29 protein-coding genes, 2 rRNA genes and 1 riboswitch are annotated in these 24,977 nt (G+C 45.8%); of the genes, 3 read left to right on the top strand and 28 right to left on the bottom strand.

The genetic code is table 11. The annotated features are described in order from the left end of the window. Positions 1 to 76: 76 nt before the first annotated feature. Positions 77 to 307, bottom strand: a complete 231-nt coding sequence (locus ACWA2B_RS26600; protein WP_007428020.1) for an anti-sigma-F factor Fin family protein — start codon at positions 305 to 307, stop codon at positions 77 to 79. 86 nt (positions 308 to 393) lie between these two features. Beyond that, positions 394 to 954, bottom strand: a complete 561-nt coding sequence (pth, locus tag ACWA2B_RS26595; RefSeq protein WP_029519374.1) for an aminoacyl-tRNA hydrolase — start codon at positions 952 to 954, stop codon at positions 394 to 396. Between the two features lie 196 nt (positions 955 to 1,150). Here pth and ACWA2B_RS26590 point away from each other — a divergent pair, with 196 nt between their 5' ends. Next, positions 1,151 to 1,351: a hypothetical protein gene (locus ACWA2B_RS26590; RefSeq protein ID WP_029519375.1), complete on the top strand. Its 201-nt coding sequence runs from the start codon at positions 1,151 to 1,153 to the stop codon at positions 1,349 to 1,351. A gap of 67 nt (positions 1,352 to 1,418) precedes the next feature. Here the strand turns inward: ACWA2B_RS26590 and ACWA2B_RS26585 are convergent, their stop codons facing one another. The 13 genes from ACWA2B_RS26585 to ACWA2B_RS26525 form a co-directional block, all read right to left on the bottom strand. Next, complete coding sequence (locus ACWA2B_RS26585) at positions 1,419 to 2,372, bottom strand: ribose-phosphate diphosphokinase (protein ID WP_013308125.1); 954 nt, start codon at positions 2,370 to 2,372, stop codon at positions 1,419 to 1,421. A gap of 59 nt (positions 2,373 to 2,431) precedes the next feature. Further along, a complete protein-coding gene (glmU, locus tag ACWA2B_RS26580; protein WP_209950313.1) occupies positions 2,432 to 3,829 on the bottom strand; it encodes a bifunctional UDP-N-acetylglucosamine diphosphorylase/glucosamine-1-phosphate N-acetyltransferase GlmU in 1,398 nt (465 codons plus the stop codon). Positions 3,830 to 4,174: 345 nt separating this feature from the next. Next, positions 4,175 to 4,462 (bottom strand): septation regulator SpoVG, encoded by a 288-nt coding sequence (spoVG, locus tag ACWA2B_RS26575; RefSeq protein WP_007428016.1) that lies wholly within the window; start codon positions 4,460 to 4,462, stop codon positions 4,175 to 4,177. A 175-nt stretch (positions 4,463 to 4,637) separates the two neighbouring features. Further along, positions 4,638 to 5,465, bottom strand: coding sequence for a pur operon repressor (gene purR / locus ACWA2B_RS26570; RefSeq protein ID WP_013308122.1), 828 nt, complete (start codon positions 5,463 to 5,465; stop codon positions 4,638 to 4,640). Between the two features lie 181 nt (positions 5,466 to 5,646). Beyond that, positions 5,647 to 6,501 (bottom strand): 4-(cytidine 5'-diphospho)-2-C-methyl-D-erythritol kinase, encoded by an 855-nt coding sequence (ispE, locus tag ACWA2B_RS26565; RefSeq protein WP_029519377.1) that lies wholly within the window; start codon positions 6,499 to 6,501, stop codon positions 5,647 to 5,649. Between the two features lie 144 nt (positions 6,502 to 6,645). Next, positions 6,646 to 6,825 carry a small, acid-soluble spore protein, alpha/beta type gene (locus ACWA2B_RS26560; protein WP_007428013.1) on the bottom strand — a complete coding sequence of 60 codons (180 nt, stop codon included), beginning with the start codon at positions 6,823 to 6,825 and terminating at the stop codon, positions 6,646 to 6,648. 162 nt (positions 6,826 to 6,987) lie between these two features. After that, on the bottom strand, positions 6,988 to 7,269 hold the full coding sequence (gene veg, locus ACWA2B_RS26555; RefSeq protein ID WP_013308120.1) for a biofilm formation stimulator Veg: 282 nt from the start codon (positions 7,267 to 7,269) through the stop codon (positions 6,988 to 6,990). A 201-nt stretch (positions 7,270 to 7,470) separates the two neighbouring features. After that, the gene (yabG, locus tag ACWA2B_RS26550; RefSeq protein WP_023986432.1) at positions 7,471 to 8,367 is read right to left on the bottom strand and encodes a sporulation peptidase YabG; all 897 of its coding nucleotides are present in this window, start codon (positions 8,365 to 8,367) and stop codon (positions 7,471 to 7,473) included. Positions 8,368 to 8,422: 55 nt separating this feature from the next. Further along, positions 8,423 to 9,307, bottom strand: a complete 885-nt coding sequence (gene rsmA / locus ACWA2B_RS26545; protein ID WP_209950312.1) for a 16S rRNA (adenine(1518)-N(6)/adenine(1519)-N(6))-dimethyltransferase RsmA — start codon at positions 9,305 to 9,307, stop codon at positions 8,423 to 8,425. 7 nt (positions 9,308 to 9,314) lie between these two features. Further along, positions 9,315 to 9,860 (bottom strand): ribonuclease M5, encoded by a 546-nt coding sequence (gene rnmV / locus ACWA2B_RS26540; RefSeq protein ID WP_013308117.1) that lies wholly within the window; start codon positions 9,858 to 9,860, stop codon positions 9,315 to 9,317. A 146-nt stretch (positions 9,861 to 10,006) separates the two neighbouring features. Beyond that, entirely contained in the window at positions 10,007 to 11,155 is a 1,149-nt protein-coding gene (locus ACWA2B_RS26535) for a 3D domain-containing protein (RefSeq protein WP_029519383.1), read from the bottom strand. A gap of 271 nt (positions 11,156 to 11,426) precedes the next feature. Continuing rightward, positions 11,427 to 11,709, bottom strand: a riboswitch (cyclic di-AMP (ydaO/yuaA leader). 201 nt (positions 11,710 to 11,910) lie between these two features. Next, positions 11,911 to 12,681 carry a TatD family hydrolase gene (locus tag ACWA2B_RS26530; protein WP_341071449.1) on the bottom strand — a complete coding sequence of 257 codons (771 nt, stop codon included), beginning with the start codon at positions 12,679 to 12,681 and terminating at the stop codon, positions 11,911 to 11,913. 42 nt (positions 12,682 to 12,723) lie between these two features. After that, on the bottom strand, positions 12,724 to 14,007 hold the full coding sequence (locus ACWA2B_RS26525; protein ID WP_341071448.1) for an HD domain-containing protein: 1,284 nt from the start codon (positions 14,005 to 14,007) through the stop codon (positions 12,724 to 12,726). Between the two features lie 331 nt (positions 14,008 to 14,338). Between ACWA2B_RS26525 and ACWA2B_RS26520 the strand changes: the two genes are divergently transcribed. Continuing rightward, a complete protein-coding gene (locus ACWA2B_RS26520) occupies positions 14,339 to 14,593 on the top strand; it encodes an AbrB/MazE/SpoVT family DNA-binding domain-containing protein (RefSeq protein WP_007428005.1) in 255 nt (84 codons plus the stop codon). A gap of 124 nt (positions 14,594 to 14,717) precedes the next feature. Here the strand turns inward: ACWA2B_RS26520 and rsmI are convergent, their stop codons facing one another. The 10 genes from rsmI to ACWA2B_RS26470 form a co-directional block, all read right to left on the bottom strand. Beyond that, the gene (rsmI, locus tag ACWA2B_RS26515) at positions 14,718 to 15,599 is read right to left on the bottom strand and encodes a 16S rRNA (cytidine(1402)-2'-O)-methyltransferase (RefSeq protein ID WP_029519388.1); all 882 of its coding nucleotides are present in this window, start codon (positions 15,597 to 15,599) and stop codon (positions 14,718 to 14,720) included. Continuing rightward, positions 15,596 to 16,351, bottom strand: coding sequence for a tRNA1(Val) (adenine(37)-N6)-methyltransferase (locus ACWA2B_RS26510; protein ID WP_341071447.1), 756 nt, complete (start codon positions 16,349 to 16,351; stop codon positions 15,596 to 15,598). The genes rsmI and ACWA2B_RS26510 overlap by 4 nt, the downstream gene beginning before the upstream one ends. Before the next feature lie 92 nt (positions 16,352 to 16,443). Then, positions 16,444 to 16,818 carry a DNA replication initiation control protein YabA gene (yabA, locus tag ACWA2B_RS26505; RefSeq protein WP_025722558.1) on the bottom strand — a complete coding sequence of 125 codons (375 nt, stop codon included), beginning with the start codon at positions 16,816 to 16,818 and terminating at the stop codon, positions 16,444 to 16,446. Between the two features lie 27 nt (positions 16,819 to 16,845). After that, entirely contained in the window at positions 16,846 to 17,646 is an 801-nt protein-coding gene (locus tag ACWA2B_RS26500) for a PSP1 domain-containing protein (protein ID WP_013308110.1), read from the bottom strand. Between the two features lie 138 nt (positions 17,647 to 17,784). After that, positions 17,785 to 18,780 carry a DNA polymerase III subunit delta' gene (gene holB, locus ACWA2B_RS26495; RefSeq protein ID WP_023986424.1) on the bottom strand — a complete coding sequence of 332 codons (996 nt, stop codon included), beginning with the start codon at positions 18,778 to 18,780 and terminating at the stop codon, positions 17,785 to 17,787. 161 nt (positions 18,781 to 18,941) lie between these two features. Then, a complete protein-coding gene (locus ACWA2B_RS26490) occupies positions 18,942 to 19,385 on the bottom strand; it encodes a YaaR family protein (RefSeq protein ID WP_013308108.1) in 444 nt (147 codons plus the stop codon). Positions 19,386 to 19,582: 197 nt separating this feature from the next. After that, positions 19,583 to 19,912 carry a cyclic-di-AMP receptor gene (locus ACWA2B_RS26485; RefSeq protein ID WP_007427998.1) on the bottom strand — a complete coding sequence of 110 codons (330 nt, stop codon included), beginning with the start codon at positions 19,910 to 19,912 and terminating at the stop codon, positions 19,583 to 19,585. Positions 19,913 to 19,986: 74 nt separating this feature from the next. Continuing rightward, positions 19,987 to 20,634, bottom strand: a complete 648-nt coding sequence (gene tmk, locus ACWA2B_RS26480; RefSeq protein ID WP_209950309.1) for a dTMP kinase — start codon at positions 20,632 to 20,634, stop codon at positions 19,987 to 19,989. 103 nt (positions 20,635 to 20,737) lie between these two features. Beyond that, entirely contained in the window at positions 20,738 to 22,321 is a 1,584-nt protein-coding gene (locus ACWA2B_RS26475) for an aminotransferase class I/II-fold pyridoxal phosphate-dependent enzyme (protein ID WP_209950308.1), read from the bottom strand. Between the two features lie 142 nt (positions 22,322 to 22,463). Continuing rightward, positions 22,464 to 22,649 carry a sigma factor G inhibitor Gin gene (locus tag ACWA2B_RS26470; protein ID WP_023986422.1) on the bottom strand — a complete coding sequence of 62 codons (186 nt, stop codon included), beginning with the start codon at positions 22,647 to 22,649 and terminating at the stop codon, positions 22,464 to 22,466. A 400-nt stretch (positions 22,650 to 23,049) separates the two neighbouring features. Between ACWA2B_RS26470 and ACWA2B_RS26465 the strand changes: the two genes are divergently transcribed. Continuing rightward, on the top strand, positions 23,050 to 23,577 hold the full coding sequence (locus ACWA2B_RS26465; RefSeq protein WP_029519392.1) for a hypothetical protein: 528 nt from the start codon (positions 23,050 to 23,052) through the stop codon (positions 23,575 to 23,577). Positions 23,578 to 23,941: 364 nt separating this feature from the next. Here the strand turns inward: ACWA2B_RS26465 and ACWA2B_RS26460 are convergent, their stop codons facing one another. The 3 genes from ACWA2B_RS26460 to ACWA2B_RS26450 all read right to left on the bottom strand — a co-directional run. Then, complete coding sequence (locus tag ACWA2B_RS26460) at positions 23,942 to 24,361, bottom strand: hypothetical protein (RefSeq protein WP_013308104.1); 420 nt, start codon at positions 24,359 to 24,361, stop codon at positions 23,942 to 23,944. A 234-nt stretch (positions 24,362 to 24,595) separates the two neighbouring features. Then, positions 24,596 to 24,712 (bottom strand): 5S ribosomal RNA (gene rrf, locus ACWA2B_RS26455). 144 nt (positions 24,713 to 24,856) lie between these two features. Continuing rightward, positions 24,857 to 24,977, bottom strand: a 23S ribosomal RNA gene (locus tag ACWA2B_RS26450); the annotation flags it as partial.

Genomic DNA, 24,977 nt, shown 5'->3' with positions numbered 1-24,977 from the left:
CAATGCTGCCAAGGCTCCATAAGCGGAATTGCCGCTTCACCTCTCAAGCTGGTACATCGGACCAGTTGAATACCTGTTATTGGAGCGGATTAACGAGCAGACTCAGCTCTGGATTATTCTCCAGTGCCTGACTGCAATGCTCGCAAATGACTTTGACGGTCACTTCACCGCCCGAATTATACGCTATTATATCTCTACGTTCGGCAGGGGTCAAGGAATGGAAGCCTAACCTTTCTTCGGTTATTGCCGCGGAATCAATTCGTCCCAAGAAAGTTCGACAATGTCTGCATACATAATTAACAACCATGTAATGTATATGCCTCCTGAAAGTTTTCTATACCTTTCAGTATGTCCAACAATCTTCCATTTAAGCCCGTCTGCCTACGTCTAAACTTACTTGTTGAATTCAGCCATCGTCCGTTCAAACGGATGACTCAAGCTGTATTCTAAGGCGTTGCACGTGTCCTCGATCATTCCGGCCAGCAATTCTTTTTCCTTCTTTGGAAAGGTACCTAGAACATAATCGACAATAGCATGTCCAGGCTCCGGGCGGGAAATGCCCATGCGAATCCGATTGAAGGACTGCGTGCCGGTATGTTGAATGATCGATTTAATGCCGTTATGGCCGCCTGCGCTACCTTGATAACGCAATCTTATTTTACCGACTTCTGTATCCAGGTCATCGTACACGACAACCAGATCTTCCATATCGGCCTTATAATAGTCCATATAAGCACGTAGAGACTCGCCTGATAGATTCATATAGGTCATTGGCTTAATCAGTACAGTTTTCACGCCACCAATGTGGCCCTCTCCAATCAACGCCTTGCATTTGCTTTGGTTAATCTGGATGTTATGACGCGAGGCAAGAGCATCCAATGCCATAAATCCGACATTATGTCTCGTTTTCTCGTATTGGGGACCGGGGTTACCCAATCCTACAATCCACTTCATAACCTTGACACCCTCTTTCACAGTCTGGATTTTTTGGTAAAATAGTTGTATTGAGGATTTTGCAAAAATCTAATAAGCGACTTTCAATGAACAATATATAGATCGAAATGGTCTAGTTCGTCTATATATTGCACTTTGGAGCGACTGGAATCGAATTTTGCAAAATCCTGTTATGAATAGGAAGGTGCGTGCCGGTATGCTCAATCAAGGTGATATCCTCTTATATGACAGCCATTTTCTATATCATTTAAAACATTCCGTTCCTGTCCAGGTTTATGACGGGAATGTACATATCCAGATTGGCATCGTTGCGCGTTTTAATGAGCATTTCGTCGAAATAGAGGACACACTATACAATCGTCAACGTTTCACATTCATATCTCGCCCAGGCTTTTAGCCTGACATGCTGATAGGGGTTACCTTTTCCACATGGAAAAGGCAACCCCTTTTTAATGAGCCAGCGCTTATTCGATTTCAAACAGTTTGCTGATCGACAATTCTTCATGCACACGGATGATAGCTTCTCCCATTAATGGAGCCACAGACAATACCTTCAGCTTGCTTGTCGGATTCGGGTGAACGATCGGGATCGTATCCGTCACAACCACCTCTTTTAATGGCGAATTCTCCAGTCTTTCCATCGCAGGACCAGACAATACGGCATGTGTACAACACGCATACACATCTTTTACGCCGCCTTCTTTAAGCGCATTTGCACCTAATACAATCGTTCCGGCTGTATCAATGATATCATCAATTAAAATAGCCGTTTTACCCTCAATGTTCCCGATGATGTTCATCACTTCACTGACATTTGGCTCTGGACGACGCTTATCAATAATAGCGAGCGGCGCACTCAGGAAGTCCGCCAGCTTGCGCGCACGAACAACCCCGCCATGATCGGGTGAAACGACAATCGGGTTCTCAATTTGCTTGGAACGGAAATATTGGGCCAGAATTGGTGCTCCCAGCATATGATCCACTGGAATATCAAAGAATCCCTGAATCTGCATCGCATGCAAATCCATACTGATTACGCGGTGAGCCCCCGCCTTTTCAATCAAGTTAGCGACAAGTTTCGCTGTAATCGGATCGCGTGAACGAGCTTTACGATCCTGACGAGCGTAACCGTAATATGGCATAACGACATTGATACTTTTGGCAGAAGCGCGTTTAAGTGCATCAATCATAACCAATAACTCCATCAAGTTGTCGTTAACCGGCAGACAAGTTGACTGCACAATATACACATGGCAGCCGCGTACGCTTTCCGACAGCTTAACCTGGATTTCACCGTCACTAAACGATGTGGTATGGGATTCCCCCATTGGGATGCCGATGTAGTCCGCAATCTGGTGGGCTAACTTCGGATTGGAGTTACAAGTAAATATTTTGAGTTTGGAATCGCAATAAGTCATTAATAGAAACCCTCCGTGCTGGTTCATTCATTACAGATTCAACAGCTTGCTGATTAAGGTCATTCCGATCTTTTCTTCTTCGCTTTGGCACGTGCGCGGATTTTGTCCGCATATCCGACTTTGTTCTCTTGACGTGGTCTGGCAATAGCCAGATCGTTATCAGGGACAGCATGTGTTACAGTGGAGCCTGCTACAACATAAGCACCTTTTCCAATCTTAATCGGGGCGATCAGATTCACATTGCTGCCAATAAAGGCATCGTCTTCAATTTCTGTAATGGATTTATTATATCCATCATAATTGACCGTTATTGCCCCGCAGCCAATATTTACATTTGTACCCACCTTGGCATCACCGACATAGCTCAAATGAGACACCTTGGAATGATCTCCAATGGTCGCATTTTTCACCTCAACAAAGTCACCAATTTTCACATGTTCGCCAAGCTTCGCGCCTGGACGCAGATAAGCAAACGGCCCCACAGATGTACTGCTTCCCACTTCCGCTTCGTTCAACACCGAATGTTTTACCGTTGCGCCTGAATGGATAATCGTATTCTGAATCTCAGCCTGCGGACCAATCACACAATCTTCTCCGATTTGTGTTTGACCATGCAGCCATGTGTTCGGGTACAGTACCGTATCGGAACCAATAACAACCTCGCTCCCGATATAGGTAGAAGACGGATCAATGACAGTGACACCATTCAGCATATGCTTGCGAACGATGCGCTCACGCATATAACCCTCAGCTACCGACAAAGCGACTCTGTCGTTAACACCGATGGATTCAGACACATCATCTGTCAAATACGCCTCAACCTGTTCACCTTCACCATGCAAAATACCAATGACATCTGTCAGGTAATATTCCTGCTGTGCATTGGTGTTCGTTACCTTGTCCAGCGCTGCAAACAGCTTGGCATTGTCAAAGCAGTACGTTCCCGTATTGATCTCCCGGACAGCATCCTCCTCAGGTGAACAATCTTTCTGTTCCACGATCTTGAGCACGGCCCCGGAAGCATCACGGATAACTCGTCCATATCCTTTCGGGTCGTCCAACTCAGCGGTCAAAATCGTCGCAGCTGCCCCATGGCTCTCGTGCAATTGCACCAAGCCTTCTAGCGTTTCCGCTGTGATCAAAGGAGTATCCCCACAAATGACAATGGTTGTACCCTTTTCCTGACCGAGCAAGTCCTTGGCTTGCTTAACAGCATGGCCCGTTCCCAACTGCTCTGCCTGAAGCGCATATTCTGCCGACGGTCCCAAATAAGACTGTACCGCCTCTGCTCCATGACCCACGACGACTACACTTCGGGACACACCGATTTCACGAACCGTGTCGAGCACATGCCCAACCATCGGTTTTCCGCACACCGGATGCAGAACTTTATATAATTTGGATTTCATACGTTTTCCCTGCCCTGCGGCAAGAATGACTGCCAACCTTTCCAACAAGTCCAACCTCCTATCCTGAAAATAACAGTTACCCCTTGGCTAAAACGTTAATTCCCAGATCAGATTTTGCTTAACTTTTCACAATCCTCCTGAAAAATAACGGCGAACCTTTGGTTAATGGCTATTTTTTCAGGCCAGCTTGTGCTGGACATTCATCCCCGGGACGCATCGCTGCCTAGTCCCTGTCTTATGAAAAAGCCGCTTCGGCAGCCCGGATGGCTCCAAGTTGCCTTAAAACTGACTGTTAACTCACTAAAGAATATATCTCATTCCAGACAAAAAGAAAAGAGAGCCACAGTTAGTGGCTCTCTTTTTCTTTTGTTCCCCAATCCTGCTTTAGGCGAATTAAGCGCCTTCTTCAATAGCAACTTCTTCATCCACAGCCGCACGTTCGTACTCAGTCAATACAGCAGCTTGGATCTTCTCACGGGTTCCTGAAGATATCGGGTGAGCGATATCGCGAAACTCTCCGTCTGGAGTTCGTTTGCTTGGCATAGCTACGAACATCCCGTTATTACCGTCGATAACTCGGATGTCATGAACAACGAACTCGTTATCAATCGTAATGGATGCAATCGCCTTCATTCTTCCTTCTGAGTTCACTCGGCGGAGTCTAACATCCGTAATCTGCATGTGTGTTTCACCACCTTTTTCCAAATAGGACTTGGTGTATACATTCCACACAGCAGTTCGAAATCCTTCTTTTTTTCGGCAATTCGTATCCTAAATTCAGGTAATTTTTTTGAAAAGATTTCTTTTCGACATATTTAGGTATTTTATGATGGATTGTGACAATTTACAGCCCTGTTCACTCATCAAAATAATTGCCCAGCTTGACCGTAATTTGCTTGCTTCGAGAATCGACTGCGGTCAGATTCGCCAGTGAAATATAATCGTGCAGCAGGCGCTCTTCGTTCTCCACCTCGCCCGATTCTACCAGCACACCTACACCGGCCACCTCAGCATCAAACTCAGCCAGCAAGTCGACCATCCCCTGAATCGTGCCACCGGCCTTCATAAAATCATCTACGATGAGCACACGCGATTTCTCACGCATCGCACGTCTGGATAATGACATCGTATGCAGGCTCTTTTGTGATCCTGAAACATAATTAATGCTTACAGCCGAGCCTTCTGTCACCTGATGATCACGCCGTACGAGAACGACTGGCAAATTCAGCTGTGCTCCGGTTGCATAGGCAAGTGGAATACCCTTGGTCTCCACCGTCATAACCACATCAATCTGACGATTGGCAAAGGCGGTCGCGAATATTTTACCAGCTTCGTTCATCATCGCAGGTTGGCCCAGCAAATCGGACAAATACAGGTATCCTCCCGGTAATATGCGGTCAGGCTGCTCCAGTTGCGCACACAGGTCGTTCGCAAACGCAAGCGCATGCTGCTTGGAAAGCCTCGGGATCAGTTTCACGCCCCCTGCCGCTCCCGCCAGCGTCAGAAGCTCGCCAGTACCTTCATCCTCAAATACTTCCTTGATGATGGCCAGATCCTCGCTTATGGACGACTTAGCTGCCCCGTAGCGATCCGCAAAATGAGTAAGAGGCACCAGCGTATGCGGCCGTGACAATAAAAATTGCGTCATTTCCACCAATCGTGAGCTTCTTTTAAGTTTTTTCACAACAATTCCTCGCGATCTATTCTCCTGCCGCCCGCTTCGTACAGTAAAGCACCGGCGGACTGGCCGGTTGCTGGCGGAATGTAAGTGATATAGTGAAATCCGAATATTTAATAGTAAATATATCATCTTCGTACGTATTTGTACAACAATTGCCACTATAATAAGAAAGAAATATCTAAAATCAGGTCAAAAGTCGTACTGCGTACACATCTTTACAAAACCCTCTTAGTCCATTGTAAATCCGTGGCACTTTGGCTTCCTTCGATACTAGTCCGAACACCGTAGGTCCACTACCTGACATCAGCACACCGTCTGCTCCTAAGCGGATCATGGAGTTTTTAAGATGCTCTACCTCTGGATACAGCTTTAGTGTTACATCCTCCAGTACATTCCCCAGTGCGTTGCATACATCGGTAAAAGAAGCGTTACGGATCGCATGCTCCATCTGGCGTGCAGACGGGTGGTGCGTAATCTGATCCGCTTTGACACGACCGTACACTTCAGCCGTCGATACATTAATCGGCGGCTTCGCAAGGATCACCCAGCATTGTGGCGGATTCGGAAGTGGCTTGAGCAGTTCTCCGCGTCCACTCGCTAAAGCTGTACCCCCTGTAATACAGAAAGGTACATCTGAGCCCAGCTCCGCACCCAGCACCCTTAATTCGGCATCCGAGATACCAAGCTTCCATAGCTTGTTCAGTCCACGCAGCGCTGCGGCAGCATCACTACTTCCACCCGCCAACCCTGCTGCCACCGGGATATGCTTATCCAGATGGATGTGGACGCCCGTAGACACGTTATAACGTTCTTTGATCAGACGCGCAGCCTGAAAAGCCAAATTCTTTTCATCCAATGGTATGTACCCGGCTTGACTTGAAATAATAATGGTATCACGCGGTAACTCAGACATCGTCAATCGGTCAGACAGATCGACCATGGTCATAATCATTTCGACCTCGTGATAACCATCGTCCCGTTTACGTAGAACATCAAGCATTAAATTGATTTTCGCCGGTGCTTTTTCATATATTTTCAAGGCGTTCACCCACCTTCAACTTTTCCCTCAAGACAGCTTAACATATTATATCAGACTCAGCGTGTCAAGTCATGAGGTTCAAAAAAGCGGAGATGACCCGGTCTAATCCCGGATATCCCCGCTTTTCATCAGCACCACCGATGGCTACGATTTGCGAGAAGCAGCCTGCTCAGCAAGCTGGATGGCCCGCTTGACCATATTGCCCGCATCCTTGGCTTTAATGCCTCCCCAGCCTTCTTCCTTGACCGTGTCGTAAAATCCAAGATCTTTGGCCAGCTCGTACTTTAGCTCCTCCGACATGACACTCCGTCTTCTTCGGCTCATACATACGCCTCCTTCGGCAATGGAATAAGGAAGATCATTCCCGGCTTAGTATGTGCAGAGATGTCATGCTTCATCCTGCTCTGTATATACAAAACGGCCCCGTCATTTGAAATGACGAAGCCGTCGTTAAACCTGCAAAGCTGGTATAAATCACGAAATGAATTAAGGTGTTTCAAAATATTCGACTACACTTGTATGGGAGTCGGGATCATATACGCTGACTTCCACCGACTCGGTAAGGATGTCAGCATAGCTGTAGGAGACACGTTTAAACGTCTGTTGCTCCTGATCCAGCTTGACGATAAAAACAGAAGGGTACGTTTCTTCCAAGACACCAGTTCGTTCGACGGTCTTACGGCGTCCGCCGTTAGCCCGCAGCAAAATTTTTTGCCCTACATGTGCGTCGAGACTGCGTTTGATTTCCAACAGCGTATTTTTAGCCATTGCCTAACGACCACCTCTTTCCTTGTCCATTATAACGAATTTTAGAGGGATTGTCAAATCGAGCTAAATATTATAACAACACGAAAAATAAGTTGTCAATTTAATTTTTTGCGAACAGGAATAATTTATATAAAAAATGACAAAAAGCCTCTGAAAGCAGAGGCTTTTTGTTCAAGTCAATCCTATTGGCACATTTGAATCCTAGATTGCAGAAGGCGTTACTTTAAGCGTTGACAAATTTTCAAGCTTCGGCAGGCCGATGCGATAGCTTCCTCTGGTTTCAATTCCACCCACTCCGCGACTGCCGCTGATTGTCTGGTGAAACAGGTCCCCCATATTCACCGTATCACGGATCGAAGTAAAAGCCGCCTTGGCAGCCACGTAAACGGGGTCCAGCGCGTGAATCAGGATACGCCCTGGTGAGCTGGCGAAGTTCGCTCCCGCACGCAGCAGCGCCTCAAAATGGGACTGGCACGCCCCCGCTACAATGGTCAGCGAATCCAGATGACGTTCATATTGTCTTGCTACCTGAATTGCCGCCACAAAATTTTGCGAATTTTTATAACTTTTCAAGCTGTACAAATCGTAAGGCTGTGGCTGCTTTAGCACGCCATCATGTCCGGTAATCACTACAATATCCGGACGGATACGGGGAAGCAGCCGGTACAACGTATCCGCCATTGCCGATTCATGAACGTGATGTCCCTCTGCAGGAACACGGAGCTGTTCATATAAACTGAGACATTTTTTCAAATAGCCGGGATCCCCATCCAGATGAAGAACCTTTCCCGGCATTTCAAAATACGTTGACTCGACTGGATCACTCCAGTCCCCAACCAGAGCTGCCTGACTACGAGCAGCTTGCTGCTGGCGTGCCCGTTGCAACAGATTAAGAGACTCACCAGCCTTAATGTGAGCCTGCTGAGTCTTACCGCTAATCTGGTCTGCAGGCACTCTGACCAGATCGTTCACCGGGGAATCGGCCAGCAACCGAAATTCTATTCCCTTAATGATCGCTTTATCCCGCTGGATGTCCTCAACGCGAAACGTGACATCTCCGCCGTACGATTTCCGAACGACCAAGTCTCCTAAACTCATCACACTGTATCACCCCTCGTATATCGTATGGGTGAATGCACAGTTTGGTTCCAGCTTAGGATATACCTGCTTCCACCAGAACAGCACTGAGACGCGCAAATTCCTCAATACTTAGCGTTTCTCCTCGACGGGAGGGTTCAATACCAGCTTGTTGCAACAGCGGCTCCAGCGTGTCCCTGTTCTCTTTGGTGAAGAATCGGCTTTTTAAGTTATTGGAAATCGTTTTACGACGCTGGGCAAAAGCAGCATGAACCACTTCAAAGAAGTGCTTCTCATCCACCACTTCCACCGGAGGGGCTTCCCGTACACGCAACCGAATGACTGCAGACTCCACATTTGGCTGGGGAATAAATACTGTATTCGGTACAATACAGACCAATTCAGGTTCGCTGTAATATTGTACTGCAATGCTCAGGCTACCGTAATCCTTCGTTCCAGGAGACGCAGCCATACGCTCAGCCACTTCTTTTTGGATCATAACGACGATATTCTCCAAAGGAAGCTTGTCCTCCAGTAGCCTCATCAGAATCGGTGTAGTAACGTAATACGGCAGATTAGCCACGACACTTACTTTACTCACGTCTGCAAAATCAGCTGCAAACACCTCGCGTAAATCCAGCTTCAGCACGTCTCCATGACGTACCTTCACATGCTCATAAGGGGCCAACACTTCTTCGAGAATTGGCAGTAGCCGCTGGTCAATCTCAACAGCGGTAACTACCTTGGCCGATTGCGCCAGCTTCTCGGTCAAAGCGCCAATCCCAGGACCAATCTCAAGTGCGCCCTTCGTCTCATCCAATCCGGCAGCATTCACAATCTTATTGAGAATATTTTGATCAATCAGGAAATTTTGTCCCAAACTCTTTTTGAACGAAAAACCGTGCCGTTGAATAATTTCCTTTGTACGCCGCGGTGTTGCTATATCTTGAATTCCTGTCATACGGATATCACAATCCTTCACTTTCAATTTGTGCCAGCGCTCCGGCAAATTCCTCGCGGCTGATCTGAAATACAGAGAGCCGTTTATGTAGCTGCTTTCCGTTACAATAACCAATACCCAGCACATTCCCTAAGGCCATACGGCGTGCAGCAGCATTGGGGTGGGTGATAAGTCCAGCATCAATCAGGTCCGCCCACTCAATCAGCGGGTCGGCGCCTTCTACTGTCGTATGAACCCGTGCGAGAGCGTGTCTGATCGCTTCCGGTGAGGCATTCTCCACACCAATATCTCCTTTGCGCGTCGCTTCTGCCTCGGGTATAAAGGCCTGCTTGCAGCCGGGTACCTTGGAAGCGATAATCTTACGGATGCGCTCCCCTGCATGATCGGGATCGGTTAAAATGATGACCCCCCGCCGCTCCTGCGCCAATGCAATTTTACGCAGCGTCATTTTATTAATGGCTGAGCCGCCAGTTTCTATCGTATCCGCTTCAACAGCGCGGCGAATGGCCACCGTATCATCCCGGCCCTCTACCACGATCACTTCCTTGATCATTTGCATTTCCCTCCACTGCTACACAGCAAGCTATATTTATCTTTCCCTGCTTTTGAAAACAAAATAAGAAGAGGATATCCTCTTCTTAGCATGGCATAACTATGTTGTTAATACTATCGCATTGCCCTCAACATACACAACCTGTTTTAGTTGATTTCAGGCTTTACCGGTCCGATAACATATACGGTTTTACCGTGCTTACGACCAAATTGGTTGGCTCGGCTCAAACTCTCATAATACACATCGATTTTGTGGCCTTTAATCGCGCCACCGGTATCCTCCGCACGGCGGAAGCCCACCCCTTCGATATACACCCACCAGCCGATTGGAATTATACTCGGATCGACAGCGATGGTACGACCTTCCGTCACGCGCGTGCCGGATGCAGTACGTGTACCGATACCTGGCTCCTGTGAGGAATACGCCGTCATGGAGACATTTTGTAAAACTTTGCTATATTTAAAATTGACGCCTGCTTTACGGACAGCACTGCCCGAACTAACCGTTGTTGTCTTAACCGCATCATTGGGACCGACGGAAGCAGCAAGAACGACCGGCTTTTTCTTCGTTCCTACCGCAATAACCTTATCCACACGGTTCTGTGCAACTTCCTTGTTAACCAGCTGTTTGGATACCAACTTTCCATCATGATATACCTTTTGAACGTGCTGGACTACCACACCCGATTTGCCGCTTTGAATGACCCGATTATCGCCTTTATAAAGACTTGGATCGGCCGTTTTGATGACCTGATAAGGCACCTGTTTTTTCTGTTCGACCTGCTGTTTCTTCACACGGACGATTTTTATGTCCATGTTAGACGAAACAGAGGCATCCAACGCAGGATAAACTTTATCCGTTGACGATAATTTATAGCCCGAGGTACGAATGGCACCTTCTACTGTATTTTCTGTTGTGTACAGCTTTTTCGTCTCATTGCCTGAAGATACTTTAACTTGATTGGCACGTTTAATGACTACGCGGTCCCCATCCTGTACTGCTCCATTTAGCGGCATAGAAATTGTATCATGCGGCTGAAGTGAAATGGAATGCTCGCTCAGCAAATCTTGAAGCTTGGATTCCCGGGTTTCTACCGCAGATGCCTTGCCATCAATGACAAAAAAGACTTGTTTTTTAGATTGCGTGTACATCAGAATTGAAATCATAATCGTTAGCGCGATTAGAAAAATAGCAACCAAAGCAGCCTGGCGCACATTCTCTTGCTTCCAACGCAATACGTAAGACATGCTGGATGAGCGTGACTCATGGGTCTCCTCTTTTTGGAAAATGCCCATTTCCTCCGTCCTCCTTACATAGCCCGCCGTCTGGAGTAAGACATAGTTGAGATTTGACGTGACTATAACAGATTTTCTACAAGACAAGCCCAAACTGCGACTGTCCTGCACCATGTACCCGTCTTCGCGGCATGCTGTCCTCCCCTGTTTAACCACAGTATGATGACAGATTTTCTTTTATTCACAACAAAAAAAGCCAAAGAAAGAGACTAGAGAGCTCTTTCGTGGCTTCCGGCATGTGTGAATATGCGGGAAAACTCATGCACGAGATGGCTTCTCTCTTGTTACGCTTACGGGGTTAGCTGTCGGGTTCGGACGTAGAGAGTCGCCCTAGCTTGGGTCAACCGCTCATGGCGGTCGCCTTCACATTCACCCCGAAGACCCAGAAAGAAATCGAAATACGGCTCCTCTACCTGTTCAATCCCATCTGGGAAAAGAATTTAGGTCGAGCCGGCTGGCGGAAGAGACGTTCCCTTCTTGCACATAAGCCGGACGTACTGTAAGCCATATCGGTTCCCCCGTTCCCTGTAAAAGGGACTCAGCGAGACTGGTTCATGAAATGACTTGTTGATGTTTACATTCAAACAACAATTCACTGAAAAGATGATATCCTGTTTCCATGCATGTTGTAAAGCAGGTTTCAAGTACATTTTTCAAAATATTCGGTTAAAATATTGTAATATTCTCGAGTTTCCTGCAACAAATTCATGATTAGCTTCGTCTATCTCTTTATTTTGATCGATTTCTTCGCTTTTTTATTGAATGTCAAATCGTTCCAAGGCATTTTGGGTCGTTATTGACACTAATTCCTCCACTGTAATCCCCTTGATTTGGGCTGCAGCCTCTGCTACCAGTCTCACATGCGCAGACTCATTTCGCTTCCCGCGAAACGGATGCGGCGTCAGGTAGGGCGCGTCCGTTTCAATGAGCAGACGGTCCAGTGGCACCTGTGCGAGCACCTCTTTTGGCTGCTTGGCATTTTTAAACGTTATTGGACCACCGAAGGAAAGGTGAAATCCCATATCCAGCACCATTTGGGCTGTCTCCCAGCTCCCAGAAAAGGAGTGCATGACTCCGCCAATCTCACTCGCTTTTTCCTCACGCAAAATCCTAACAATATCTTCATGGGCATCCCGGTTATGAATAACAATGGGCATTTTGAGCTCACGAGCCAGACCAATTTGATTTCGAAACACCCGATGCTGAATATCCTTCGGTGATGTATCCCAATAATAATCCAGACCGATCTCTCCGATGGCTACGACCTTCTTATGACTACATAACGATGCAATCCATTCTAAATCGCCCTCTTGCATTGTAATCGCATCCTGTGGGTGCCATCCAACTGCCGCATAAATAAAATCATACGTCTCGGCCAATTTCATGGTGGATGGAATGGTCTCACGATTAAATCCGATATTGATCATCCGCGTTACTCCTGATTCGACAGCACGTGCTATAACTTCTTCACGATCTTCGTCAAATTGTGGCGCATCCAAGTGAGTATGAGTGTCGAATAAATCCAAGGTTTACATCTCCTTTTTTTACTTACATTTCTATATAGTTGTCTATTCTTTGACAAAATAATTCCTTATTTCGGCAGGAAGCCTGTCTTTTACCGCGTTCAATTTATTCTGGGGAAAATACATATGATATTTTCCTCGGTGGATACCACTTATGGAGCGCACAATTTCCGAAACTTCGGAAATTTCACTCACCTCGCCCTGACGTCCAAGCAGTAAAATCTGGTTGTCCGTCGAGCCACCCTGCCGAAACACATCATAAGGAAGATCCGTCGGAAAATCAATTTCAAAATCATATTCAGGGTGCAAACCAGCCTCTTCCAAAGCTTTCCGAATACTGTCAATGGTATCTGTATCCATATTTTCAATCTCTACATATTTATACAATCTACGGTCCATAAAGCGGCTGCTCAAATCACTTAAAATTTCGTCTTTTTCTCGTTTCCACTGGCTAAATACGGTCTGAATTAATGACTCATCGAGCATTAGATATTGCTCTACTGTAAGCTCTCCTTTCAACAGATCCGGCAGCGGGTCCAGCAGAAAACTAAACTCATATCCGTTTTTAAACAATTCCTTTGCTCGCTTGAAAATTTTACGTAAAAGGATCTCCGAGCTGCGTGTTACAGGATGAAAATAAATTTGCCAATACATCTGATAGCGTGACATTAAATAATCCTCTACTGCATGCATGCCTGATTCCTTCACAACAATTCTCCCATTATGAGGACGCAACAGTCGTAAAATACGATCCAAATCAATCGTGCCGTAGTTGACACCTGTCGAATGAGCATCCCGCAACAAATAATCCATACGATCGGCATCTAGCGGACTGGTCACCAAGTTAACAACAATCGGCTTATCATACGTTTTGGCTATAACTGCAGCCACCTTTTGTGGAAGCTTCTCGTCGACTTGCCGTAGCACGGCGTTGATCTTCGTGTCTCCCAGTACAATGCGGCATGTCCAATCCTCATGGTTCATATGAAAGGCTTCCTCAATTGAATGTGAAAATGGGCCATGCCCCACATCATGCAATAGAGCTGCACACAGAGCAACCAACCTTTCCTCTTTCGGCCAATCTGGGAAATCTCCACGTTCAAATTGAGAAATAATACTTCTCGTAATCTCATATACGCCCAATGAATGTGAAAAACGGCTATGCTCCGCTCCATGAAACGTAAGATACGATGTGCCTAACTGCCGTATGCGGCGTAAACGTTGGAACTCCGGCGTGTTGATCAACCGCCATATCACAGTATCCTGAACATGAATGTAATTATGTACCGGGTCTTTAAATACTTTTTCTTCACTGAGTGGCTGGTGCAAGATATCAGCTCCTTTAATATTCGGAATAATGGATTAAAATACAATAAAATCCTAAAGCATTTCTCTCATTCGACATTCTTTGTCGTAATATGTCGAATTATAGTTTTTCGACATTTCCAAATTGACAAATTGAATAAATCATCAATAAGATAAGGCAATGCACATGAGTAAAGCTCTTTAATCTAAATACTTTTGCATAATCAGACTGTTACTACATTTTTTAGGTTGACTGTTTTGGGAATCGTTGGTATAGTAAATATCAGAAAAGAGAAAATTTTGTCGAATCATGACACTTATATTATTTTAAACGGCGAGAGGAGCCTGATTTATTATGATGAAATCCACTGGTATTGTAAGAAAAGTCGACGAGCTCGGACGTGTTGTTATTCCAATCGAATTGCGCCGTACCCTGGGAATCGGGGAAAAAGACGCGTTGGAAATTTATGTTGATGGCGAACGCATCATGCTTAAAAAATACGAGCCTGCTTGTATCTTCTGCGGTAATGCTGAGAACGTAATTTACTTCAAAGGGAAAATTGTTTGCCAAGATTGCATTTCTGAAATCCCAACACCTGTGACAAACTGAGAATTTTAGTATATAATAGACTTATCAGATATTGTTAATTCTAACCTTTTTCATATACACTCCTTGTTGCCTTCCACGGTTTGAACCCAACCGTTGGAAGGCCCTTTTTTGTTTAGGCAGATATTCATAAGAGTGCGTTGTAAACATCTCTCTTGGAGATTGCACGATCTGTGGCTGTACGCTTCATTGCGTCCTTGCGTGTAAGTCCCTCTTGCTCGTAATGTGCGACGTGGGACTCCAAAGATAAGGACTGCCACCATGCCTGACGTTCCTGTTCTTCTTCCTCTTCGTCTTTTCCTTCAACCACTAGACAATACTCACCAATCGGTGGATTTTCCTCTAGTTTAGCAAGGCATTGCTCCACGGTTCCTCGTACCCATTCCTCATGCAGCTTGGTCAGCTCACGCGCAAGCACCACTTTGCGTGAACCTAATGTTTCCTTCAACACCATCAATGTCTTCACAATACGATGAGGCGATTCATAAAAAATAATTGTGCCGTGAGATACCTGAAACGATAGCAACAGCTTCTCCAGGTCCTTTTTCTCCCGTGGTGGAAAACCAGCGAAGGTGAACCTTTCTGTATCCAGTCCTGAGGCAATTAAAGCAGATAGTGCCGCATTCGCTCCTGGGATGGGGATGACGCTAATTCCCGCTTCCAGTGCCAGCTTGACCAGATCCGAACCAGGGTCAGAAATGGCCGGTAGACCTGCATCGCTAACCAGCGCCAAGTTTTTCCCTTCTATTATGTAACGTATCAGTTCAGGCCCACTGGCAACCTTATTATGTTCATGATAACTAAAGAGCATATCCGGTGTGATTTCGAAATGAGTGAGCAGTTTACGTGTCTGCCGCGTATCTTCGGCAGCGATAATACTACACGACTTTAAGGTGTTAATTGCCCTAAAGGTCATATCTTCCAGATTCCCAATGGGTGTTGCAACAAGATACAACTTTCCCCGTTCTTCTTCGCTGTTACTAAAGCTTTTTTGTACAGCTGCTTTCACACAGAATCCCCCTTGCTTACTTCTCCATAGATATCTCTTATCTCCTGAGTATAATTCCCACTTTCCTGATATACAATGAGCGGAGGCAACAAACGAACCTCGGGTTTACCGTCACGTAATGCTTCAACCAGTACCATATTGGCTTCCATATGAACTCGTGGGTGAACAAAACGTATTCTTTTGGGTTCCAAACTATGTTTACGCATCAAGGTTATAATCTCGCCCAGCCGCTGCGGGCGATGAACCATGGATACTTTTCCCCCATTACGGACAAGCCGGGTGGATGCCTGAATGACTTCTTCCAGTGTGCAGTTCACTTCATGACGGGCAATTGCCTGGTGAGGATTCAGCTTGATATCGCTACCATTTAGCGGCATATAGGGGGGATTCACGGTAATCGCATCATAAACACCATGTCCCGTGATGTGAACCAGCTCACGCAGGTCCCCTTCCCGAATCTGAATTGCTGCTTCTAATCCATTCAAGCTGACACTGCGTCTAGCCATATCTGCCAAGCGTGGTTGAATCTCAATTCCTTCAATAGACGCTTTTGTTCGTGTCGTTAGCAGCAGGGGGACAACCCCATTGCCTGTACACAGATCCAGAATCTTTCCACGCTGCGGAATACCAGCAAAACGTGCCAGCAAGACCGCATCCATCGAGAAGCTGAATACTTCATCACTCTGGATAATGCGCAAATTATGTGAAAGCAGATCATCAATTCGTTCAGACTTCTTTTCTTTTTCCTCCATAGTGCTCTCCCATCTTTTATAACCAAAGTCGCTTTTCACTCATACTTCCCTACAAAAAAAAGCCGTAGGCATCTTGCTCCTACGGCTTGTTTTTATTTATTCAAAAATGACAGACAGAAGAGGCAATCGCCTTCCGTTCGCAAATGTCCGTAATACACGTTGCATATATGAAATCCTTCATGATACAGCCTTGCTAGATTGTCGTAGCCTTCGCCCACGACCTCACCCGTTTGCCCTTCATCCTTAATGACGATCGGAGGAGGAAGCTTCGGCTTGTTTGCCGTCTTTTCTTCTCCAGAGGTTTCACGTTTGAGCATCTTGCGCACCTGTTCGTTTTCAATCGTTAGTCGTTGATTTTCCTCCAGCAGCTCTTTAACTGCCAGTTTCAATTCACCCAGATCGCTATGCAACTGTCCCATTTGGGTTTCCATTTCGTGAATACGCGCAAAAACATTTAATTTATCCAAGTTTCCACCCCGAAGCAACCTAATGGTTTACTTGACGACTACATCGTCCATTGGAAGTTCCTTGACCTTACTGATCTCAAACAGTTGAACATGCACCGTGCGATGACCTGCATTCACACCTACGACTTTACCTTCCCCCAAAGAGGTGATAACCATCTTACCCACCTGAGGTAGCTCTTCTCGCATACTTTCGTAGTTATCATGTTCAAACTTGAGACAGCACATCAATCTCCCGCACAACCCGGAAATCTTCGTCGGATTCAGCGACAAACTCTGATCCTTCGCCATCTTAATAGATACCGGCTCAAAATCCCCCAGCCATGAGGAGCAACACAGAATACGTCCACAAGGTCCAATTCCGCCAAGCATTTTAGCCTCATCCCGTACGCCGATCTGCCGCAGCTCGATCCGTGTACGAAAAATACTGGCCAAGTCCTTTACAAGCTCTCGAAAATCTACTCGACCCTCTGCCGTAAAATAAAAAATGATCTTATTGCGGTCAAATGTAAATTCTACATCTACCAATTTCATTTTAAGGCCATGGTCTTTAATTTTATTTAAACACGTGCCGAATGCATCCTTGGCCGCTAATTTATTCTCTTCTACCACAAGAGCGTCATCATCCCCAGCAATACGAATGACTTTTTTTAAGGGCAGGACAACATCCGAATCATTTACCTCTTTTTTGCCCACTACAACCTTGCCATATTCAATACCGCGCGCGGTCTCTACAATGACACAGTTTTCTTTCTCCACTGGAAGATCCAGCGGATCAAAATAATAAGTCTTGCCCGCCTTCTTGAAACGGACACCCACTACACTATACAAAAATTAACCCCCTTGTATGCCACTAAACCTCATTTGAAGCCGACATTGTACGAATGGCCGCAATTGAAGTCTCACTGTCGCACAAACCGGGAACCTGGCGTCGCGGATTGTGCAGAGTGGAACAAGCGCGCCTTCCTGTTAGCCGGTGATAGAACCGCTTGTATCGGACAACCCAATCAGAAGCTGCTCCACGCATAACTGCCCGTTGACGTGAAAACGGAGCTTCTTCCTGCAATTCGCGGCCAAATCCATATAAGAGACCCATTGTTCCGTGCTGCGGGTGATTGCCAATTTGGAGACGGACTCCAAATGATCTATGAAAACAATGCTTTCGTGCCTTCCGTAACGGAAATGAAGCATATCCTTAAACCACAAATGAAACAGATGAAACAGAATATCCAGGTGTTCAGAAAGTCCAGTTTTAAAAATCTTCTGTTGAGCCAGAATAATAGACGAGCTCCCCCGACTCATGGACTCCTTCACTAATTGTAACACTACGTTTCTAATTTCTGCAAACCAATTCTGCTGGAGAATTTCTCTACATGATTCCAGTCCTGAAGCAATATGAACGACCGACCGGACAAGCCCTGCCGTATAGCCTTCCCCAATTAATGCCTGCATCATCACCTCCGGCTGTAAAGCGTGGAAAGGAACCTGCTGCGTCCGTGATTGAATCGTAGGCAGCAACGCCTGTCCATTTTCAGAAATGAGTATACCGACCACTGGAATTTGGGGCTCCTCCAGAAATTTAAGTAAGCTATTAGCAGCTTGCACTGTCATGGTATCCGCCTGTCGGATGATATATACCTTCGGATTGGAGCTTTCAGATTTGTAAGAAAATATACGTTGAAGCCCGCGAATCTGATCAATTTTAATCGTAGCTCCATCCGGCTCTACAATATGCAAATCTGGATGATTCCCGTGCTCTACCTTGCGGCATGACAAACACTCCCCACATGCATCGTCCGTCTGTCGCTCACAAAATAAAGCCTTAGCAAAGATCTGCGCCATGTTCATCTGCCCGCTTCCCGGCGGCCCGCTAAAAACATAGGCATGGTTGACCGTATGATTCCGTAGTGCACTTTGCAGCATTTTTTTGGCTACATCCTGGCCCATTATATGTTGAAAAGACATATTTCCTCACTTTCTCCACTGAAAATAACTGTGACCCATCGGCAAATCGTTGTTCTTCCAGGCATGTACATAGTCAAAAATAATCTGCCAGCATGATCAGCAAGCAGATTATTTCTTCGTGGCAATAGCCCGTCTGTATTCATTTATAACATAAGTCTGCATTAAAATGAGAGATTAATTAGCAATCCTCTGATCTCACCGACCCCTTGCAAAAGCTCAATCTTGCCTTGCTCGGTTTCGAGCAGTTCATCTGCCATTTTGAGCAACAGCTCATCCACTTCATCAATCAGCTTATAACGTTTGCTGCGTCCCCGGCGATCCCAGCCCTTCGTGTCCTTCATGGACACGCCTCGCCGAACGGTATCTTCCAAAAACCGTTTAACCAGCATCTTATAGGCCTTCAGCTCACGAATCGTCATTGAACGTGCAAGACGATCTCCCTGCATTTGTATTTCCTTAAAGCGCCGATTCAATTCCTCCTGCGAAGCTTGCTCACCATTTTGCTGCATAACGTCGGAGAAGCTCTTGGGCTGAATTGGCTTTGCACTCATTTCATTTGTAGACAATGTACTTTGTAAAGGGCGATAGCCCGGATTTATTTTCATATAAACCTGCTTTCTCCCCGGATGCTTCCACTTTCCCCCTTCATGAACAGTTCAACCTAGAACTCAGGGTTTCTTCGGCTTTCCGGGGACTGCGCTGTAGCGCTGCCGTTTTAGTAGATCTGCCCTCATTCCCATCATGCAGGAAGATACAGGCGATTCCCCTATCATATCGGCAGAATAGGCCCTATTGTGTAGATTCAGAAATGCTCGAAACGGTCTACAGGCATCACGAATACCGTCGCTCCACCCACCTGCACTTCAACAGGCAACGGTAAATAGGAGTCCGTCGTCCCGCTCATAGGGGTAACGGGTGTGACCAGCTGTTCACGAACCTTGCAACTGCTGCGAATGACGTTCATTAATGAGTCCACCTGATTGTCATCAACACCGATCATAAATGTCGTATTACCTGCACGCAGAAATCCTCCTGTGCTCGCCAATTTGGTAGCACGGAAATTAGCTTTCACCAGTCCGCTGGATAATCTATTACTGTCCTTATCCTGTACAATCGCAATAATCAGCTTCATCCTGTATTCCTCCTTCAAGTCATATTAGAGACAACCTTGTCCCTAGCTCAATTTTACCGTATATCCTTCGACAATTATATGCTAAAATTCTGAGCAAACCGTGTTTTCAGCAAATCCTTCAATACTTGCTCCACCTGCTCTGGCGCCGGAGATGCATCAACAATTGTAATTCGCTCCGGAAATTTGCGAGCCAACTCCAAATATGCCTCTCGCACCTTATGGTGAAACGATATACTCTCCATGTCGAGGCGGTCCATTTCTGCTCCTCGTGACGCACTAATTCTTGCCAATCCCAGTTCGGGCTCAATATCCAGATAAAATGTGGCATCCGGCTCCCAATCATCTACCGCAAAGCGATTAATTGAAGCTACCTCTTCAATTCCGATTCCTCTTGCAAATCCTTGATAGACTAAGCTACTATCCACAAAACGATCACATAATACGATAGCTCCCTGTTCAATAGCCGGCTTTACCTTCTCCACCAAATGCTGACGCCGTGCCGCCGCGTATAAAAGTGCCTCTGTTCGAGCATCCATACTGGTATGAGCAGGGTCCAAAATGATAGAACGAATCTTTTCGGAAATTTCGATGCCACCCGGCTCCCTTGTCGTGATGACTGGATAGCCTTCTTCCTCCATAAACTTCGCCAGCCGTTGAATCATAGTTGTTTTACCGGAGCCGTCTCCCCCCTCCAGTGTAATAAAAATGCCTTTGCGATTCATGTTATTCCCTGCTTTCCTGTCTGAAAAATAAAAGTCACCCACAGGCTACGTATGCTTCTTTTATTCAGTCTTCTGTATTTGTTAAGTCTCTAGTATCTAATCTTTATTGTAAACGGAATACCCGAATTGTAAGCATACTTTCATCTGCTACCCCGTGCCATTTGGCTCCCAGCTTACGTAGACGACCCATCCGCAGTGCAATCGCTTCTGTGATCGTTTCTCCTGCATATAGCAGTGGAATACCTGGAGGATACGGGATAATCATTTCGGCCGCTACCCTGCCAGCACATTCCTCTACAGGCACCGTCTCCATCTGATCGGGGCTAATCGGTCGAAGCCCAAACGGCACCGGAATAGAGTATCCCTTCATTCTATCATTGTTCCACGTGGAAAAGTCTAATTCGAGTCTTTGCTGCTCTTTTTCCGTTGGCCCCGGCTCACCAGCCGTCTCCTTAAATCTTATATCATTATTTATATGCACAAGAGCCTGCAACAGGTGACTCGCATCCTTAGCCGTAGAGCCTAACGTAAACAATAAAACAACATGTTTTTCGTCGCTCATCTCTGGAACACATCCGTAAGACTCCAATTCGTGCTTGAGTTCAAATCCATTCAGTATACCCCATGTATCATACAGCACCAATTTAAAAGGATCCTGGGTTGAATATCTGCTTATTCCCTCCTCAGATCTTTCTAGGACCTCAGAGATTCCCCTGTGAGCGTATTCCCCCTCTAGTGCCTGCTGTGTAGGTTCTAACAAGCGAAAGCGCGGGAGCTGCTCCAGGCCCTTTCTAAAAGCATCTACTGCCGCTAAGCCCATGGTAAAAGCATCTGCTCCATACGCCTCTATATACCATCTTGCCAAATCCAATGAAGCCATTAACGGATAAGAAGGGCTAGAGCTTTGCACCATCGCCAGTCGCTGACGAAGTAGTTCCCGATGAATTCTCTTTCCCTGCACATGTAACATGGCCCCCATGGTCATGGCTGGGAGCATTTTATGTGTCGATTGGACGACTACATCAGCCCCGCAGGATAGCGCAGAGGCTGGCAAACGAGGATGTAGTCCATAATGGGCACCGTGTGCCTCATCTACCAATAGCGGCACATGGGCTGCATGACAAGCCTTAGCCGTTGCCGTCAGGTCATGCCCCATCCCATAGTAATTAGGTAGTGTAAGTAACACCCCTTTAGCCGAAGAATAGGCCTTCAGTGCAGCCTTTATTGTATCCGTTGTTGGGGCAACCGCCAGCCCGCTTTGTGTATCTATTTCCGGATCCAGGAATACCGCATTAGCCCCTGACAGCATGAGACCGTTCAGGACAGATTTGTGTACATTTCTCTGTACCAGCAGTAGATCTCCCGGCTCCGTACATACAGTTAAAATCATAGCCAAATTACCGACCGTGCTTCCTCCAATTAGCCAAAAGCTCTCTTCAGCACCAAAACACTTTGCAGCCAGCTCTTGCCCTTCACGAATCACATCTTCTGGGTGATGCAAATCATCCAGTCCAGTAATTTCTGTCGCATCAATAGACATCACTTCTTGCAACAGAGATGCAATATTTTCATGCTCATATACTTGTCCATTTTTATGACCGGGCACATGGAAAGAAGCATTGCCCTGAGTCCGGTAACGTATTAGGGCTTCCATTAATGGTGCGTGTACCGCCTTTTTCCCCATCATTCTGCAATCCTTCCAAACAAAGCTTTATATCTACCTTATTTTATCGTAAAATCAAGCGGAATCCTACTTTTACTCACAGAAAAAAAGGCCCGTATCGACAGACCTTGAATGCCAATCCTTCAAAGACTAATTGCAAAGGATATTATGCATTTTTCTGTACCCAGATTTGCTTTAGTTGATCAATAAAAAAATGATATTTGGCATCAGTTGCATCCGTGTGTACCATTTCAGCTTCACACGTATCACAGATAAACTCGGAAACGATAAAAATGCCTTCATGCTTGTGCTGTCCGCATATAATACAGCGGTGGCCGCCTTGATCATGCATATCCATCCCACCTTGTTTCTTTTACTATTAGTATGGGGCACTTTCTACTATTTTAAACCTTTTCATAGCTCAGTTTGACGATATACTCTATATATATTCCTCCTGGGCCATTATGGTGTTTGTACCCCGTATGTTTAAAAAACAGCCGTCTATGCCGATATAATAAGAAAAAGCTCTTATGTATGGATACCCTTTCATCGGAGCCTTGAACACTTCATCAGTGATAGCTTTTCCAGTAATTATAGAGTAGGCTAGCTAACACTGGATGTCGATCATTCTGTATTTCTACAAAAACGATTAAATGCTTATTTAAAGCGGCATGAGCGAAGTACCGTCCCTTTTTCCGGCTGTGGACGGGAAGCCACTTGTGATGCAGTAGATTAATGAAAGGACTGTTCGCATGACAGAGGAAACCGGAACCAAAGCTACCTACTATCACTACAAGCTCATTAAAAAAATCAGTATACCGCGTCAACTAGTATGGAGTCATATTTCACTGCCTATTATTATGCTTCTCTTTCTGCTTCTTGCCTTTTCCTGGACTAGCGTGTTTTTGTTTGCTCTTGCCTTTTTCCTTACCTTATGGGTACACTTCGTAATCTCACGATCTGTCCTATACATCGGTGGCGGAGCATCCTTCCGCAAACGCTGGGCATTCCACCGTAAGTTACCATGGCTAGGCTATATGACAGACCAGTACATAGGCTATAGCATCTTTCGTCGTGTGCACATACATACCCTCTGGATCGGTATCTGCTTATCAGGCGTATTCATTCTCTGGTCTCCACCAGCCTTTACGGTATCCTTACTCTTCTGGCATCTATGGCTTATTGCACCGCGTCTATACATCCTCAGTCGGCTTACGGGCGAGAGAAAAGACGGCATGTTGAAGTTTACCGATGAAGATGCCTCATATTATCAACAGTAAATCTAACCACTCATATCCGTACAGATAAAAAATTCGGATCTGAACTACCTACAACGATCTAGACTGAAGCAAAAAGGAGCAACCTCAATCGGTTACTCCTTTTTTTGCGACTTAACAACCATAATCGCTTTATTCTCTTATCAAGTAAACTTTCCCTCAACTTTATCCTCGTTAAATGTAGAAAGATTATTCAACATGCAAATATATAAAAGGAAGCTACTCCCTACTCAACGGCAGTTCTGAGTGCTTCCCCACATCCAATCTCATCATTCATCATTATACACAGCATACGATACGCTATGAGTTTACTATAAATATGATCTACATTAAGTCCTATGCTGCTTACCGGTTGAAAACCGTACTCCTAATTAAGATCCACGCTTTTGCTCTTCACAACAGCCTTTCTGTCTTTTGGAACCAATACAGTAAAAGAACCATCATGCACAGACAAATGCACCATGTGTTTATTTTTCTGAAACACCTTCTGATTGGAGGTGGATAGATTCGGTTCCTCAGTCCAGCCCCAAGCTGCAATCTCCTCTAGATAAGGAGCAGGTAGACTATCACTTTCCTTCAACGCTGGCAGTGCATAGCGAACATAGTCCATGTCCGAATTACTGCTGGCCCGATCGGTTTTACTAGCTTCTTTGGGAACCGGAAACGTCTTCTCGTTAGCAGCACCCTCAAACGATGTCCAAGAAGGCTCCTCTTCCACGCACCCGGTAAGAATCGCGACAGCGACACTGAATAGCACCAATAGAGCAAGCCATTTATTTCGCCGCATGATCTTCCCTCCTTACCAGCCTGATTGATTATACAAAAATCCTATGATGGAGTTTGCATAATTCTGCAACAATGCAGCGTGTGTGTATGGGATCCAATACCTATATTATACAGGGTTTACTCTTACATTCCGTAACAAAAATGTTACCTTCCTTTTGTAAGGATATTTCTAAAATATACATATATGCAAAAGAGGACCATGATCTCATTGAGATCATGGTCCTCTTTACTTGTTGCTTGGCGACGTCCTACTCTCCCAGGACCCTGCGGTCCAAGTACCATTGGCGCTGGAGGGCTTAACGGTCGTGTTCGGGATGGGTACGTGTGGAACCCCTCCGCTATCGCCACCAAACATGAATCTGCTGAGCAAATTCTTTTTCAGGAATCAGCATCGCCAAATGCTGTGTGTTCGCTTGTTCCATATAAGCCACTTGTGCTTATACAATACAAAACTTACACCCTGAAAACTGGATCCGAAACTCATTGCGTTTTATCTTAGGATAAGCCCTCGACCGATTAGTATTGGTCAGCTCCATGCATTACTGCACTTCCACCCCCAACCTATCTACCTCGTCGTCTTCAAGGGGTCTTACATACTGGGAAATCTCATCTTGAGG

The sequence above is a fragment of the Paenibacillus sp. CMM36 genome (genome assembly GCF_053570945.1).
This window is presented reverse-complemented; position numbering and strand designations above follow the sequence as displayed.

Coding starts and splice junctions, on each gene's coding strand:
- ACWA2B_RS26600 (WP_007428020.1), bottom strand. CDS start 307: ATGGTTGTTAATTATGTATGCAGACATTGTCGAACTTTCTTGGGACGA.
- pth (WP_029519374.1), bottom strand. CDS start 954: ATGAAGTGGATTGTAGGATTGGGTAACCCCGGTCCCCAATACGAGAAA.
- ACWA2B_RS26590 (WP_029519375.1), top strand. CDS start 1,151: ATGCTCAATCAAGGTGATATCCTCTTATATGACAGCCATTTTCTATAT.
- ACWA2B_RS26585 (WP_013308125.1), bottom strand. CDS start 2,372: ATGACTTATTGCGATTCCAAACTCAAAATATTTACTTGTAACTCCAAT.
- spoVG (WP_007428016.1), bottom strand. CDS start 4,462: ATGCAGATTACGGATGTTAGACTCCGCCGAGTGAACTCAGAAGGAAGA.
- ACWA2B_RS26560 (WP_007428013.1), bottom strand. CDS start 6,825: ATGAGCCGAAGAAGACGGAGTGTCATGTCGGAGGAGCTAAAGTACGAG.
- veg (WP_013308120.1), bottom strand. CDS start 7,269: ATGGCTAAAAATACGCTGTTGGAAATCAAACGCAGTCTCGACGCACAT.
- yabG (WP_023986432.1), bottom strand. CDS start 8,367: ATGAGTTTAGGAGACTTGGTCGTTCGGAAATCGTACGGCGGAGATGTC.
- rsmA (WP_209950312.1), bottom strand. CDS start 9,307: ATGACAGGAATTCAAGATATAGCAACACCGCGGCGTACAAAGGAAATT.
- rnmV (WP_013308117.1), bottom strand. CDS start 9,860: ATGATCAAGGAAGTGATCGTGGTAGAGGGCCGGGATGATACGGTGGCC.
- ACWA2B_RS26535 (WP_029519383.1), bottom strand. CDS start 11,155: ATGGGCATTTTCCAAAAAGAGGAGACCCATGAGTCACGCTCATCCAGC.
- ACWA2B_RS26520 (WP_007428005.1), top strand. CDS start 14,339: ATGATGAAATCCACTGGTATTGTAAGAAAAGTCGACGAGCTCGGACGT.
- ACWA2B_RS26510 (WP_341071447.1), bottom strand. CDS start 16,351: ATGGAGGAAAAAGAAAAGAAGTCTGAACGAATTGATGATCTGCTTTCA.
- holB (WP_023986424.1), bottom strand. CDS start 18,780: ATGTCTTTTCAACATATAATGGGCCAGGATGTAGCCAAAAAAATGCTG.
- ACWA2B_RS26490 (WP_013308108.1), bottom strand. CDS start 19,385: ATGAAAATAAATCCGGGCTATCGCCCTTTACAAAGTACATTGTCTACA.
- ACWA2B_RS26485 (WP_007427998.1), bottom strand. CDS start 19,912: ATGAAGCTGATTATTGCGATTGTACAGGATAAGGACAGTAATAGATTA.
- tmk (WP_209950309.1), bottom strand. CDS start 20,634: ATGAATCGCAAAGGCATTTTTATTACACTGGAGGGGGGAGACGGCTCC.
- ACWA2B_RS26475 (WP_209950308.1), bottom strand. CDS start 22,321: ATGATGGGGAAAAAGGCGGTACACGCACCATTAATGGAAGCCCTAATA.
- ACWA2B_RS26470 (WP_023986422.1), bottom strand. CDS start 22,649: ATGCATGATCAAGGCGGCCACCGCTGTATTATATGCGGACAGCACAAG.
- ACWA2B_RS26465 (WP_029519392.1), top strand. CDS start 23,050: ATGACAGAGGAAACCGGAACCAAAGCTACCTACTATCACTACAAGCTC.
- ACWA2B_RS26460 (WP_013308104.1), bottom strand. CDS start 24,361: ATGCGGCGAAATAAATGGCTTGCTCTATTGGTGCTATTCAGTGTCGCT.